The organism is Paenibacillus sp. Y301, from assembly GCF_059445505.1.
The window spans coordinates 1-13,812 of sequence record NZ_JCAIUL010000017.1; the positions used below are offsets into that span (position 1 = coordinate 1).

Below are 13,812 nucleotides of genomic sequence, written 5' to 3' on the forward strand. Positions count from 1 at the left end.
GACAATTGATCAAGGATTACAAGAGCAATCTGGTACAAGCACAGTTAAATGAGGGTATTTCATAGAAGTCGGTAACATCACATAACAATGTTTTTCAGCCTCGTCGCTGACGCTCCTTGGTCGCCGGGAGGTATTTCGGAGAAGTGTATTCAGACGACACATCCAACCGGCTAAGTGGCATAGCCACCCGGACCTTCGGTCCTTAAGCCGTTTGGACGTCAGAAATGCGCAACGTTATGCGAAATCCCGTAAAACCCATTTATAGACCCTTTTTGGAGGTGGAACTATGCGGATTTTTCTTATATTTTTTTCTTTTATTTTGGCAATTTCGGGATGTTCAACCCAAGAAGAACAACACGGAAATGATCTAGAAAGCACCTTGAATGCTGTTTTCAGTTACAAGTTGAATGAAGTAGAAGGAGAACATACAGACAAGGTCAATCAATGGTTAACAAAAGCACGAGAAACTGCAGAAGAGGGACAATATTATTTTTTTCAAGAGAGTATTAATGACTATATGTACTCTTATGTATATCGTAAGGGCTATACCCAATATGAGGTCTCATTTATTTATGACCAAGGTGATCCAATAAACAAGGGAAAGATCTATGTAACAGGGAACAATAAAGATCTTAATAGCGATAACTTTGTACAAATCAAATCAATAAATGACCTTTCAATACTTTTTATATTATCTGATGAGAGCTTAAAGAGTAAAATGAAATAAAGAATTCCAGCGTTTCAAGGAAGACGGGGCATCGCATAACATTGCATTACCACAGCGGTCGCTACGCCCCCTTGGTCACCCGGAAGAAGTTTCGTAGAAGTTAACTCCGGTGACACATCCAACCAGCTAAGTGGCAGAGCCACCCGGACCTACGGTCCTTAAGCCGTTTGGACGTCGGTAATACGCGAACGTTATGCGAAATTACCATAAGTGCTATTAAGTTCTAAACAATATAATTAGCAAAGTGAGAGGGCGATTACTGATGATAGAATTTTCGGTCATTACAACGAAAAGACTTTTTATAAGAGAACTAACATTAGATGATGTTGAATCAGTATTCAGACATTTTTCGTACCCTGATGTCACAAAATTCATGGATATCGAGGTGTGTAAAGATAGAAGTGAAGCTGAAGAAATTATTGCTTTTCATATCAATGATTCCGGCTGTAGATACGGGCTTTTTAGTAAAGATAATAATGAACTAATTGGTACATGTGGATTTCATTGTTGGACTGCGGACAAGGATGGATCAAGAGCTGAAATTGGTTTAGATCTATCCCCGAATTACTGGGGCAAAGGATTGATGCAAGAAGCGATAAATGAAATTATCCCAATTGGATTTAAATTAATGAAACTGGATTACATTGAAGCGACCACTGAAATTGAAAATATCAAATCACAAAGGCTTTTAGAGAAGATGGGATTTATTAAACAACACCAATTGAAGGACAATTTAATGTATTTTATATTGAGAAAAAAAGAAGAAGTTATGTAAGTAGCTCAAGAAGACGGTAACTACGCATAACAATATTTTTCAGCATCGTCGCATTCGCTCCTTGGTCGCCAAGAGGGATTTTCTGAGAAGTGGAATCCGGCGACACATCCAACCGGCTAAGTGGCGAAGCCACCCGGACCTACGGTCCTTAAGCCACCCGGACCTACGGTCCTTAAGCCGTTTGGACGTCAGAAACACGAAACGTTATGTGAAATCCCTGCAAGAAATAGAGGAGAGAACATGAGAACTATAAATCTATTACAAATCAAACCTTCAAGTCGTTATGATAGCCTTGATCCGGAACAAGAAGGAAATAAAAATACTAAATTTGCTGACATGATAATTGATGGTAGGTCTCTTTACCAAATGCTAAAAAAGCATGATATGGTTCCGTCCCTCGGGTGGGGAAGTGAAGAGCATCAAAGACAAATAATTAATTATTTCTTATTAAATCAAACTCACGAATATTTGTACTACAGGTACCCAATACTAGTCTGTCCTTGGTGTGGAGATGAAGAATGTGGCTTTATATCTGTATTTATTGAGAGAGAAGGGGAACTTATTACATGGAGTGATTTCAAACTGGAACCCGACAATAAAGCTATTGATATAGGGCCTTTTTATTTTAAATGGGAAGAATACGAAAAAATTATTAATGAGACATTTGGAACTGCAGGGATTCAATAAAGTATTGTTGTGTTATTCGAAGAAGGCAGGGACATCACCTAAACCAGCTAATCAAAGTCAACTCTATCATTAATATACTTTTTATAGATGAAACAAAGACGTACCTAAATAAACCTACCCAGTAGAGAAGGTTTTATTGGAAATTAATTTCCAACTGTGAACTCAACCCGTTTTAAAATCTTGACCAGACGTCCACATTCCAAATATAATGCGTAAAAGCTTATGAGAAGTAGCAACAATTGCGACTTTTGCCGGTTTGCCTTCATTGCGCTTTTGCTGATAAAATTGAAAGAGAAGCGAATTTCTTGGACCATGAATTTGCTTGGAAATGGCGGCAACGGTTGCCTGATAAAGGGCAGTTCGAAGGTAGGAAGAGCCCCGTTTAAAATTCGATTTTTCTTGGATTTGAAGGTTCCCGATTCGTGAACAGTTGAGTCAAGCCCGGCAAAAGCTGTTAGCTGTTTCACGGATGGGAACCTTTTTATATCCCCAATTTCAGCGATGAGCATGGCAGCTGTTAGTGGTCCTACCCCTGGAATCGTTCTTAGAAGGTGATAGGTTTCAATAGATTCTGCCATCGACTCCATAGTTTTTAAAAGATCATTCATACAGTCCTGATAGGTCTTAAGCAGCTGAATATAGCGCAGTAGAACAATCTTCTGAGCCTGAATAGCATGAAGGTCAGGAAGACTATTATTAGCAATGATAAGTAATTGTTCTAGTTTGGATTCATTCCAAGCTCGACCTTTGCGGTTGGAAAGAAGCACTGTAATGATCTCATCATGATCTGCATCTAAGAGTTCTTTGGGGGGTGAATAACGAGATAATAATTCAAGAGAAGTACGGTTGCAGAATTTGTGAAAGGCCTTGTCATATCCCGGGAAAAGAAGATCGAGGACGCACGGAAATGAAGTTGTGCCTCACCATAAAGGCCTGTCCAATGCTGATATTGACGACAGATAACACGCAGTTGTTGGACGGGATCGCTTAGTTCGACTTGAGGTTCAGGAGATTGCAGGTAGAAAACATGAGCAATGCGAATGGCATCGATAGGGTCAGTTTTTATCTTTCGTACCGCCTTTTGCTTCAGCTGATGAGTAAGTAAAGGATTTAGGACAATGACAGAATAACCATACGAAGAAAAGAAAGAAACGAGAGGTTTAGAATAATTGCCAGTAGCTTCTAAAACAACGTTGGGTTCCTGACCTGTGGTTTGCTTCATCTCCTCCAAGATCGATAGGAGATGATTGAGGTCGTCATGGGTATGAGAGAATGGAAAAGGTTTGTACATACAGTCATGGTAAGAAAGAAAGGCAGCGGCAAGACTCTTACCTTTAGCAACATCGATACTTAGAACAGGTGTATTCATATAACCTCCTTAATGTCACTGGGGCCAGCACTTTTGGTCTCCACAGGTTGGCACGGTGATACGGGCTCCAAGGCCCAACCAGCTGAATCGGGGTATGAACAAAAGGTGAGAGCATAAAACACTTTAGACGACGGGATCTATGTCCCAACAAAACATGCGTTTTTCAGCCCAGTGTTTCCTCCAGTATAAAGAAAAAGTTCATACCCGAGCCAGTCGGGTATGAACTGAGAATACCAACAACGCATTCACACTTCGGGCTACGCCCTCGGTCCGGACCGAAGTTGAGAAGCCAGGTAGCAGATTCAGCCGGACACATCCGACTCCGTCGGACGTCGAGAATGCAAGAACGTTATCCGAAATATCCGGAAATTAAAAATTATAAGAAAAAAATAGAGGTGAATAAGATGGGAAATGACAATGAAAACCATGAAACTCAATCTGACACCAATTACAGTGATGCAGAAATAACACAAGTACATTCTATGATTGAAGAAGCACAAAGAATAGAAGGGGGAGGACCTCCAAAGAAGGTTGATTTTAAATCACTCCCAAAACCAATAAGGCTTTTTGGTTACTTTTTCATTACAATGATGATTATTATGGTTGTTTTTGCTATAATATCTAACTTCTTATAAGTAAAGTAAAGGGATCAAAGAAAAAAGTAATAAAACAAAAGAGAGAAAAAGATATATTTTGTATGGGATTTCGAGGAAGTCGGATGCATCGGATAACAAAACATTCCTGCATCGTCGCATTCGCTCCTCGGTCGCTATGAAGAATATCTGGGAAGCGGATTCAGGCGACACATTCAATCGGCTAAGTGGCGAAGCCACCCGGACCTACGGTGCTTAAGCCGTTCGGACGTCAGAAATGCGCAACGTTATCAGAAATCCCAACAATAAGAATCAGAACATTGGAGGAATAATGAATGCTTATTTCCAAGATAAATCCTGAAGAATTAACACCAGAACAAATGATAACTCTATTGTATCCTAGTGGTCGAATGGAATCAGAATTGAAGAGCAATTGTATCATGGTATTCGGCAATGGGAATTTAGATAGGTCCAATAAGGCTATACAATTATATAAAGAGGGAAGAGCTCCGATTATTTTATTTTCAGGAGGAGATAAGTGGGGGCAACGCGATGAAATTGAAGCAATCTCTATGAAACAATATGCAATTGAACAGGGTATTCCAGAAGAAGCAGTAGTAATAGAAACAATTTCAAATCATACTAAAGAAAATGTCTTGGCATCAATATTAGTATTAGATCGAGCACTTGGATTACATAAAATTAAAAGATTAATTGCTGTTAGTGATTCTGGTCATTTGAGGAGATGTCTACTTACTCTCAAAACTTATATGCCTAGTTGGATAGATTTTGAAATGGTTGGAACTGACGTAGAACTACCACTTAATTGGTGGAATATAGGTCCAATCAGAGAGAGGGCCGATAAAGAAATAAGGAGTTTAATACATTATATTAATGAAGGCCAACTAAAAGATGATGAAATAGCATTGTAAATGAATTATTCGTTGAGGGCTGGGACATCTGATAACAACACATTCTTGCTGCGTCGCTGACGCTCCTCGGTCGCCAAGATGGATTTCATAGAAGTTAATTCAGGCGACACATCCAACCGGCTAAGTCTGACGACCCGGACCTTCGGTCACTTAAGCCGCTTGAACGTCAGGAATGCGCAACGTTATCAGAAATCGGCATAAAGATTAAAGAGCGGGAGAAAAAAATGAAGTTAATTAAGGTAACCTTTTCAATTTCTATTTTATTTAATATTATTTTGTTTTCATTACTGATTTTGAAGAACAATCAAATTGACGATTCAATTTCAAGACAAACGTACAAAATCCAAGGTGATTTAGTTGAACTTGAAAGTTCAATTTCTTTTCAATCACAAAACAATTGGAATAATGGAAACTTTGTTTTAGAAAAAATTGAAGATGTACAACAAGAAATATCATCAATAATAAAATTTGGAAAAGAAATTGGGAGATTAACTAATGATCAAGAAGAAGACTTATATTTGCTATTAAATTATTTTTCAAAGTACCCTGAATATTCGGGTTACCCTAATAAAATTCTGAGTGCCGATGAAATAAAAGTACTTGAAGAATTACAAAAGGATTTAAGAGAAGTAGGCTGGGGAATGAATATTGGTTATTCAGGAAGTTGGGAAGATTTTTCTGAAAAATTGAATGAATTGATTAGTAAAGGCTAAAGAGGGTATTTCAAGGAAGATGCCGACATCTGATAACAACATGTTCACGCATTGGGGCATTCGGCCTTCGGTCCGGCAGGAGTAAGATGAGGTTTCGGAGAAGTAATTGGCAGTAGCAGGGAAGCGGAATCAGCCGGTCACATCCAATTCCCTAACCGCATCGCGGCCGCCCTCCGGACTTAAGGGAGTAGGACGTCGTGAACACATGAACATTATAAGAAATCGGGGGAAAGCATGCAAGTGCATGATAAAATAGAAGTAAACTCACAGAGGAAAAGGTGACAAGATATTAAACTACTCTTTATTTGTAGCCGTAATAAATGGCGTAGCTTAACAGCAGAGAAGATTTTTGATGGATTTTACGGATATGAAGTTAGATCTGCGGGGACAGAAGAAAGTGCAAGAATTAAGGTTACTGAAGGACATATTGGATGGTCAGATATAATTTTTGTGATGGAAAAGAATCATAAGAAAAGGGTTCAAGAGAAGTTTTCAAACAAAATAAAGAATAAACGATTAATCTGTCTAGATATACAAGATGATTATCGATTTATGGATGATGAATTAATAGAGATATTGAAATCAAGAGTATCTGAATATATAAAAGCACCTGAATGGAATGATGAAATAAAATTAAAATAAGAGAATCGGAATAGAATTTTGTAAGTGAATTCGGGAAGCCCCCGACATCTTATAACAATGCATTTCTGTTTCGTCGCTGACGCTTCTCAGTCGCCAAGGGGGATTACAAGGGGTAGATTCAGGCGACACATCCAACCGGCTAAGTCTGACGACCCGGTGCTACGCACCTTAAGCCGCTTGAACGTCAGAAATGCGAAACGTTATAAGAAAGGCCAGCAGAACATTTAAAAACCATGAAAATCAAAGGATGAGAGAAATGGAAAAGAAAACTTATCTTGTTAATGTTGCTTATCTAATTGACCTAACTGATGAAGAATACAAAGAAATCGATGATGAATTGATTCCGGCACTAACGAATGAAATTACACTAAAGAAAAAGCATAAATTAAAATGGGAGAGCAGCTCTTCTATTTTGCTTGACCCTGAAATAATGAATTGTGGAAGATGCATAAAATGTAATTCATGGGCGACTGATAGAGAAAAAGTTAATCATATAGAGGAACTCAATAATGGAGCAGTTGTTAATGGTCAATTACTTTGTGATGAGTGTTTACCAGAGAAACATAGGTGGGCGTTTTAACGCTTTTAGTAAGAATTTCGAGGAAGGCTAGCCCATCTTATAACACCATGTTCAAGCATCGGGCCATTCGGCCCTCGGTCCGGCAGGAGTAGTGAAGCGGAATCGACTGGAGTAATTCAGCAGCAGGGAGCGTATTCAGCCGGACACATCCGCACCACCTAACCGCGTCGCGGCCTGCTCCTGACGGAGCCTTAAGGTGGTGGGACGTCGTGAACACATTAACGTTATAAGAAATAGCAGCAGACTTTAAATACATGATAAGAAGGTGACGTAATGATTTCATTTGAAAGAAATAACAATAAATTCAATTTTAGAGTTACTGGAATAGTAATACATAATGAACGGATTTTATTACATACAACTTTGAAAGATGATTTTTGGAATTTGCCTGGAGGTCGTGTTGAATTTCATGAATCTACTGATGTTGCATTGGTTAGAGAGATAAATGAGGAAATGAATATTGATGTTCAGATTGGAAGGTTACTATTTGTGAATGAAGATTTCTTTGAATATGACAATATGAAATATCATGAATTAGGATTTTATTATTTAATATCATTTCCAGAAGATCATGAAATTCTTGAGAAGAAAGATGAGTTTAATGGAGTAGAAGATGGAGGGAGGTTGATTTTCAGATGGTTTACCTTTGAAGAACTACAAGAAATAGAGGTATATCCAGAGATAATTAGAACTGATATTAGGACCATTTATGAGACATTAACGATTACGCACAATATCAATAGTAGGTATGACTAAGGGGCTGCTACATCTTATAACATAACATTTCTGCTGCGTCGCTGTCGCTCCTTGATCGCCAAGAGGGGTTTTCTCAGAAGTGGATTCAGGCGACACATGCAACCGGCTAAGTCTGACGACCCGTTCCCTGCGGTCACTTAAGCCGCTTGAACGTCAGAAATGCGGGTACGTTATATGCAATTGGGGTAAAGTGCTATTAAATAATAAGAAATGAAATAAGACAAACAGATATAAAGGGAGATGATTATTATGAGTCGAAGAGCAACAGGAACAATATTACTTATGATATCTGCGATTTTGTATGGAGTTAGATATCTGAGTGCTGCTATTTTTGGATCTGGCGTTTCTTCATGGGATCAGGGATTATTTAATGCAATGTTGGAGTACGTTGGAGATGGCCCTAAGAATTTAAGTATTCTTGCATTGATAGCTGGTGTAATTTATTTGATTTGGGCTGAGATTGAAGGAACTAATAAGAAAACGATTAAAGATATTAATAACTATTCAAAAAATGAATATACAAATGAAAGAAATGAAAGTTGATTAACCAAAATAAGGTATTACTAAATTGAAAAAAAGATCGCCCTTTCTGTAAAATCGTATGCACCATACACCACGATTTGAAAGAGGCGACCTCATGAAAAAGTCTACCACGTTTACAAACCTAGTTCAAACTCTTCTTAATGAAGAAGATGTGAAGCGAATCCTAGAGGATTTAGATTATAAAGATACTGCGACAAAATTTACAGATCATCAGTTGTTGTTATTTTTCACTCATTCTGCTCTTGGTGAATGGGAAGGCTATCGCTCAGCTGTTGGAAAGGCCGTTATTTGTAGTCTTCGTAATATTGAATATTCAACCTTTTCCACGAAAGCTAGTGATGTGCCTTATGAGTTGTTCAAGCAACTGTTTCATTTACTTCTGTCCAGATGTAATCGAGCTATAAGACGCCATCTTCGTATCCCAAAAGATCTATTGTTAGTAGATTCGACAACGATTACGGTAGGGAAAAGATGTCTTCCTTGAGCCCTTTTTCACGATCAACGGGCGGGTATTAAACTGCATGTTGCATTTAGCGCTGCCACGGAACAACCTGCTCAAGCCATTGAAACGATCGGTAAAGTCCATGATGTCCCCATTGGCGAACAGCTTGCAGATAAGAATTACATCCTTGTTCAAGACCGTGCTTACGGAAAAATCAAACGATTTGATCAATATGCTAGAGAACAACAGTATTTTGTTACTCGTATCAAAGAAATTGTCATGCTTGTGAAGCCACATTCGTTAAAACGCCAATCCGTTGAAGACTCAAATGTAACGAAAGATATCACTTGCTACCTAGGAACACCGCAGTGTCAGTCAGAACTTCGTCACCGTATGGTGATGTTCAAGGACAACAATCAAAATGACATTCGTGTTGTCACCAATCTCATGCATGTATCGGCCGAACAAATCGCTGACATGTACAAGGCACGTTGGGGGATCGAAGTGTTCTTTAGATGGATTAAGCAAAATTTAAATGTCCCTGTTCTTTTTGGTACGACAAAGAATGCCGTATTTAATCAATTGTTCGCAGCACTCATGACATACGTGCTTTTAAAGTGGTAATATGATCATTCAAAACCATACCTAATCGCTTGTAAATCAATACCTCTTATTCGATTTAAGGAACAAATCGAAGACGATCACTTACAAGTTGAATGGATGTTAGCTATTGCTAGGGTACTCAAAAAATATGTCTATTTGTCGAACCTTCTAAATCCAGTATCTGGTTAATCAACAGGCGTGCAATAACATGTTTAGAAATCCGTGATAGTTGCGGATTTTTTTAAATGAAAATTAATAAAAGGCAGCAGTTCATGAGAATTGAACTGCTGCCTTTTATTAATTGCGCAGTCAAAATAATCTATCTTAGGAGAACAATATGTCCTTAAATAGATTTAACTCAATTAATAATGTAAACTATACCCAACTATAGAGCAAGCATACCTTAGAGAATAAAAGATTACAATTTGAGAGGAGTTGATGACGAATGAAGAAATGGTTTGGTGGTTTGTTAGCAGTTGTATTAACGTTCACTCTTAGTCTAGGACAGTCTATACCAACAGGAGCAGCAGCAGTAAAGCAAAATCTAGCTTTAGGCAAAAGCTATACGCTGGTTACCCCTTATCTGGTTGACACGCTCTTTGGCAACACTGAGAATGCTCATCCTGATGATACCGGTATGCAATTAACCGATGGTGTATTCGGAGGCAGCACCTTTTCAAACCCTGCTTTCATTGGTCGTAGCTGGCAAGGAAGTCGTATAGTAACGATTGATCTAGAATCGCCCTCGACCATTCAAGACATTTCGGTTAATTTGCTCCAGGATAATGCGAACGGTATTTTCTTCCCTAGGGAAATAAGCTTCTCCCTCTCTTTAGATGGATCAAAATGGGAAAAACAAAAGGATGGCTTGAGTACGATTGCGAGTACAGAGAAAGGGCCTATAACGCAAAAAATTGGGATCACAGATGCAAATAAGGTTGCCCGTTATGTCAAAGTTGAAATCCCTTTTGCAACTTGGCTGTTCATGGATGAAATAGAAGTACTAGGAACACCGGATAAATCTGGCCGCAAACTGAAGCCGTCATCCAAAGGTCCAAAAACCGATGTCGGATACCCGATTGCAGGTTCAAAACAGGCTGGCGGCGTTAAAAATGAAGTGCTGCTATATACAGGAGAGTGGCAGTACCAGCCATCCGACTGGATTTCATACACCAAGGAAGATTTGAAACCTTATGTTTCCTATGTAAATAAGAATGGTGTAGCGCAGGATTATATGTTTGACAGCTTCTTGTTCCTGCCTTACGCTCCCACTTTAGATGGAGCTAACTACGGATCAAGTTCGACGAATCCGACGAACAAGGTACATTGGGAAAGCCTGCTGGATCGGCTGTTCCGAGATAATTATGAGCTTGGCGCATTAAATGCTGCAGTGACAGAGGCCAAAGCGGCATTACCGAACAAGAAATATGAAGCAAAAGTCGTTATTGCAATCCCCTACCCACGCACTGATCAGAATGACTTTGGTGATGTGGATGGAGATGGTATTAGCGAGAATATGAATCCTAATGAAGTAGGGGAGCAGCAGGCACTGCTGAACCGTGAGAAAGTTGTGAAATGGTATATCGATGAGGTCAACCTTAGATGGAAGGAAGCCGGATATACCAACCTAAAGCTTTCCTCCTTCTATTGGTTTAATGAATTCGTGTCGCGTCAAACGTCAACAAAGGAAGACGAGCTTATCCGCTCGACATCCTCATATGTGCATAAGAGTGGGATGAAATTCCAGTGGATTCCTTATTATTTTAGTCGCGGGTGGAGTGATTGGAAAGAGCTTGGCTTCGATACCGCCATCATGCAGCCGAACTATCTGTTCCATAATACGACGGCTGACCGTGTGGACACGATCACTAAGGCAGCTTATGACCATGGTATGGGCATTGAGTTCGAGATGAGCGATGCCGTTCTGACCGACCCTATAATACGCGCGAAATATTACACCTATTTGAACACTAGCGTGGATAATGGAATCATGAAGAAAGCGATGAAGGGCTTCTATCAGCAGGTGAAGACAATCCTGAAATCATCAGCCGCCACCGACCCTGACGCTCGCGCTGTGTACGATGATACGTATCAATTTTTAAAGGGGACTTACCAGCCCTAGAATAATGTATATAAATTTAGTGGAGAGAGGTTAACTAGTTATCTGGTTAACCTCTTTTCTTATGAATAACGTCACTAATAATCCAAATACTTGTTGTAAGCGGCAGGTCTCCATGAAGGACTGATCATTTTTGGCAGAATGATATTCGCTGTTTTCCTTTAAATCCCCGCAGCTAATCGTTAATTTAATCGCTACGGGTTTAGTTCCCCACAGCAAAGCAATTTCCCAGTGTTGCGCATCTATGCTCATGGGCTAGACTAGTACCTCGACATGCAAGCTGAATGTTTTCTCTAGATGTAATTAGAATGAAAAGGTGTGAAAAAGATTCGCGTTTGCAGGCTCTCTCTCTTCAGGTGACACATCCAACCGGCTAAGTGGCAGAGCCACCCGGACGTCGGTAATGCGCAAACGTTAGGTGAAATATTCGAAGTGCGCTGAAAAGCATTTATAACCGTACTAACCATAACCTAAAGGGAGATAGAAATGGAGAATTGCGAATACTGCAATATTATCTTAGAACACCAAAAAGTTTTAATAGAGAATGATCACTGCAAATACTTACAACTATTAAAACCTGAAATAGAAGGATCAGGAATAATAATACCTAAAGAACATCGAGAAACCATATTTGATTTGAGTGAGGAAGAGTGGAAATCTACACTCTCATTATTAAAAGAAATAAAAGGAATTCTTGATAGAGAAATAAAGCCTGATAATTATAACGTGGGTTGGAACTGTGGGTCAGTTGGAGGATAACATGTATTTCATGCTCATATGCATGTCATACCTAGATTTTCAGACGAACCCTTTGCAGGAAAGGGAATTAGAAACTGGTTTAAGAGCCCAGAAAATAAACGAATAAGTGACAAATAAACTGTTTGATATTACAGGAAGACGAATACATCACCTAACATCGCATTCCTACTGCGGGCATACGCCCTTGATCGCTAAGAAGGATATCAGAGAAGTTAGTTTAGGCGATACATTCAACCAGCTAAGTCCGACGACCCGTTCCCTTTGGTCACTTAAGCTGCTTGAACGTCAGGAATGTCAAACGTTATACGCAAGTTCGTTAGATACTAAGAAATAATAAAATTCTCAAAATCAATCTTTAAACCGAAAGATGAAAGAATATCAACACCTAGGATCGCATCAAATCCGTAAGGTTCTTTAGTCAAACCTAATTGAATGGTGAATGATTCAAGAAGAATGTGATTAATATTTAGATCTTGAACATTCTGTTGGTAGCATAATTCGCTTTGACCACCGACACCATACATTCTTACTGATTTTCCATTGATAAAGTCTGGATCTAATCCAATTGGTTCCACGGAATCTGTGTCAAATATAGTAGTGGCACAACCTGTATCAAGAAGGACGTTATCTAGGATAAATAGATTTATTATTGTATGTGAGAGATAGAGCAACAATAGGGAGGCCATTAATTATTTCGATTTTCATTGAAGACCTCGGATCCCTGTGAAGGGTTGTTCATTAACTTCAATGTGTTCATTGCCGGTATAGAAGACGTACAGTTCACGTGATGGATCTGAGAAGTGCAGATTTTTATAAGTAGCCCAAGCTTCTTTAGGATTTATATAACTAGATATTACAGACATTTCATCTATTGTTCTTTTATAATTAATGGAATGAGCAGACAACGCTTCAACGAGTACCCAACAATCAGGAAATTGATCATGGATATTAACCCACTTCATGATTACACACCCCCGATATGAACTTATAAAATAATTGTACAATCCAATGGAAGAACAAGCAATGTTAGGGTGTATCGAAGAAGAATGAACCAGCGTTCAACACTATATTCGCGCTACGGTCCAGTCGTCCCTTGATCTGCCAGTAGTATTTTCGAAGATGAAGATTCAGGAAGATACATCCATTCCCCTAAGATAAGAGCTATCTAAGAGGAATGGACGTCGCGAATACACAACGTTATATGCAATTGGGGCAAAATCTAATTAATCCAAAAAATCTGCTAGCAGATTTAATGAGAGGGAGAAGAAAATGAAAATAAGTGGGAAGTAGAATATAAAGGACACAAAATAAAGGTGGAGAATTCATGGTTTTCTGGGGAAAGACTCTATGTTGATGAAGAACTACAAGATCAACAGGTTGGTTTAGGTATTAGGTCTAGATTGTTTGGAAGAATTAAGTATGGTGAATGTCAAGATGAAATAATAAAGGTATCATTAGGGGGCTGGTTTACTGTCAACTGTAGAATATTTATCGACGATAATTTAGTTCAGTCGAATATCAGCTAAGGCAAAATAATATAAAAAAATCACAAGGGTTAGGGTGATTAATCTT

18 protein-coding genes and 1 pseudogene are annotated in these 13,812 nt (G+C 38.9%); 14 read left to right on the forward strand and 5 right to left on the reverse strand.

All coding sequences use genetic code 11. The features are described from left to right. Positions 1-286 precede the first annotated feature (286 nt). From AC1D69_RS21400 to AC1D69_RS21410, 3 genes are all read left to right on the forward strand, one after another. Positions 287-727: a hypothetical protein gene (locus AC1D69_RS21400; protein ID WP_495458160.1), complete on the forward strand. Its 441-nt coding sequence runs from the start codon at positions 287-289 to the stop codon at positions 725-727. Positions 728-989: 262 nt separating this feature from the next. Next, the gene (locus AC1D69_RS21405) at positions 990-1,502 is read left to right on the forward strand and encodes a GNAT family N-acetyltransferase (RefSeq protein ID WP_495458161.1); all 513 of its coding nucleotides are present in this window, start codon (positions 990-992) and stop codon (positions 1,500-1,502) included. Positions 1,503-1,742: 240 nt separating this feature from the next. Continuing rightward, positions 1,743-2,189, forward strand: coding sequence for an oxidoreductase (locus AC1D69_RS21410; RefSeq protein WP_495458162.1), 447 nt, complete (start codon positions 1,743-1,745; stop codon positions 2,187-2,189). A 143-nt stretch (positions 2,190-2,332) separates the two neighbouring features. On the opposite strand, the gene AC1D69_RS21415 is transcribed toward AC1D69_RS21410, so the two are convergent. Continuing rightward, positions 2,333-2,956, reverse strand: a complete 624-nt coding sequence (locus tag AC1D69_RS21415) for a transposase (RefSeq protein ID WP_495458163.1) — start codon at positions 2,954-2,956, stop codon at positions 2,333-2,335. A 26-nt stretch (positions 2,957-2,982) separates the two neighbouring features. Next, positions 2,983-3,558 (reverse strand): IS110 family transposase, encoded by a 576-nt coding sequence (locus AC1D69_RS21420; protein ID WP_495458164.1) that lies wholly within the window; start codon positions 3,556-3,558, stop codon positions 2,983-2,985. Between the two features lie 338 nt (positions 3,559-3,896). On the opposite strand from AC1D69_RS21420, the gene AC1D69_RS21425 reads away from it, so the two are divergent. From AC1D69_RS21425 to AC1D69_RS21470, 10 genes are all read left to right on the forward strand, one after another. Next, positions 3,897-4,193 carry a hypothetical protein gene (locus AC1D69_RS21425; protein WP_495458165.1) on the forward strand — a complete coding sequence of 99 codons (297 nt, stop codon included), beginning with the start codon at positions 3,897-3,899 and terminating at the stop codon, positions 4,191-4,193. A gap of 293 nt (positions 4,194-4,486) precedes the next feature. Next, positions 4,487-5,083 (forward strand): YdcF family protein, encoded by a 597-nt coding sequence (locus AC1D69_RS21430; RefSeq protein ID WP_495458166.1) that lies wholly within the window; start codon positions 4,487-4,489, stop codon positions 5,081-5,083. 224 nt (positions 5,084-5,307) lie between these two features. Further along, positions 5,308-5,796: a hypothetical protein gene (locus AC1D69_RS21435; protein ID WP_495458167.1), complete on the forward strand. Its 489-nt coding sequence runs from the start codon at positions 5,308-5,310 to the stop codon at positions 5,794-5,796. A 288-nt stretch (positions 5,797-6,084) separates the two neighbouring features. Beyond that, a complete protein-coding gene (locus AC1D69_RS21440; RefSeq protein WP_495458266.1) occupies positions 6,085-6,438 on the forward strand; it encodes a low molecular weight protein tyrosine phosphatase family protein in 354 nt (117 codons plus the stop codon). 256 nt (positions 6,439-6,694) lie between these two features. Then, positions 6,695-7,018, forward strand: a complete 324-nt coding sequence (locus tag AC1D69_RS21445) for a hypothetical protein (RefSeq protein ID WP_495458168.1) — start codon at positions 6,695-6,697, stop codon at positions 7,016-7,018. A gap of 273 nt (positions 7,019-7,291) precedes the next feature. Beyond that, positions 7,292-7,774 carry an NUDIX hydrolase gene (locus AC1D69_RS21450; RefSeq protein ID WP_495458169.1) on the forward strand — a complete coding sequence of 161 codons (483 nt, stop codon included), beginning with the start codon at positions 7,292-7,294 and terminating at the stop codon, positions 7,772-7,774. Between the two features lie 249 nt (positions 7,775-8,023). Continuing rightward, positions 8,024-8,317 (forward strand): hypothetical protein, encoded by a 294-nt coding sequence (locus AC1D69_RS21455; protein ID WP_495458170.1) that lies wholly within the window; start codon positions 8,024-8,026, stop codon positions 8,315-8,317. 94 nt (positions 8,318-8,411) lie between these two features. Next, positions 8,412-8,801 (forward strand): hypothetical protein, encoded by a 390-nt coding sequence (locus tag AC1D69_RS21460; protein WP_495458171.1) that lies wholly within the window; start codon positions 8,412-8,414, stop codon positions 8,799-8,801. A gap of 27 nt (positions 8,802-8,828) precedes the next feature. Then, positions 8,829-9,383, forward strand: coding sequence for an IS4 family transposase (locus AC1D69_RS21465; RefSeq protein ID WP_495458267.1), 555 nt, complete (start codon positions 8,829-8,831; stop codon positions 9,381-9,383). A gap of 445 nt (positions 9,384-9,828) precedes the next feature. After that, the gene (locus tag AC1D69_RS21470; RefSeq protein WP_495458172.1) at positions 9,829-11,484 is read left to right on the forward strand and encodes a DUF4855 domain-containing protein; all 1,656 of its coding nucleotides are present in this window, start codon (positions 9,829-9,831) and stop codon (positions 11,482-11,484) included. A 105-nt stretch (positions 11,485-11,589) separates the two neighbouring features. Here the strand turns inward: AC1D69_RS21470 and AC1D69_RS21475 are convergent. Next, a pseudogene (locus tag AC1D69_RS21475) lies at positions 11,590-11,673 on the reverse strand (transcription elongation factor GreA); the annotation flags it as partial. Between the two features lie 294 nt (positions 11,674-11,967). On the opposite strand from AC1D69_RS21475, the gene AC1D69_RS21480 reads away from it, so the two are divergent. Continuing rightward, positions 11,968-12,240, forward strand: a complete 273-nt coding sequence (locus tag AC1D69_RS21480; RefSeq protein WP_495458173.1) for an HIT family protein — start codon at positions 11,968-11,970, stop codon at positions 12,238-12,240. 323 nt (positions 12,241-12,563) lie between these two features. Here AC1D69_RS21480 and AC1D69_RS21485 read toward each other — a convergent pair whose 3' ends face one another. After that, positions 12,564-12,815 carry a hypothetical protein gene (locus AC1D69_RS21485; protein WP_495458174.1) on the reverse strand — a complete coding sequence of 84 codons (252 nt, stop codon included), beginning with the start codon at positions 12,813-12,815 and terminating at the stop codon, positions 12,564-12,566. 126 nt (positions 12,816-12,941) lie between these two features. After that, positions 12,942-13,202 (reverse strand): hypothetical protein, encoded by a 261-nt coding sequence (locus tag AC1D69_RS21490; protein WP_495458175.1) that lies wholly within the window; start codon positions 13,200-13,202, stop codon positions 12,942-12,944. Between the last annotated feature and the right edge of the window lie 610 nt (positions 13,203-13,812).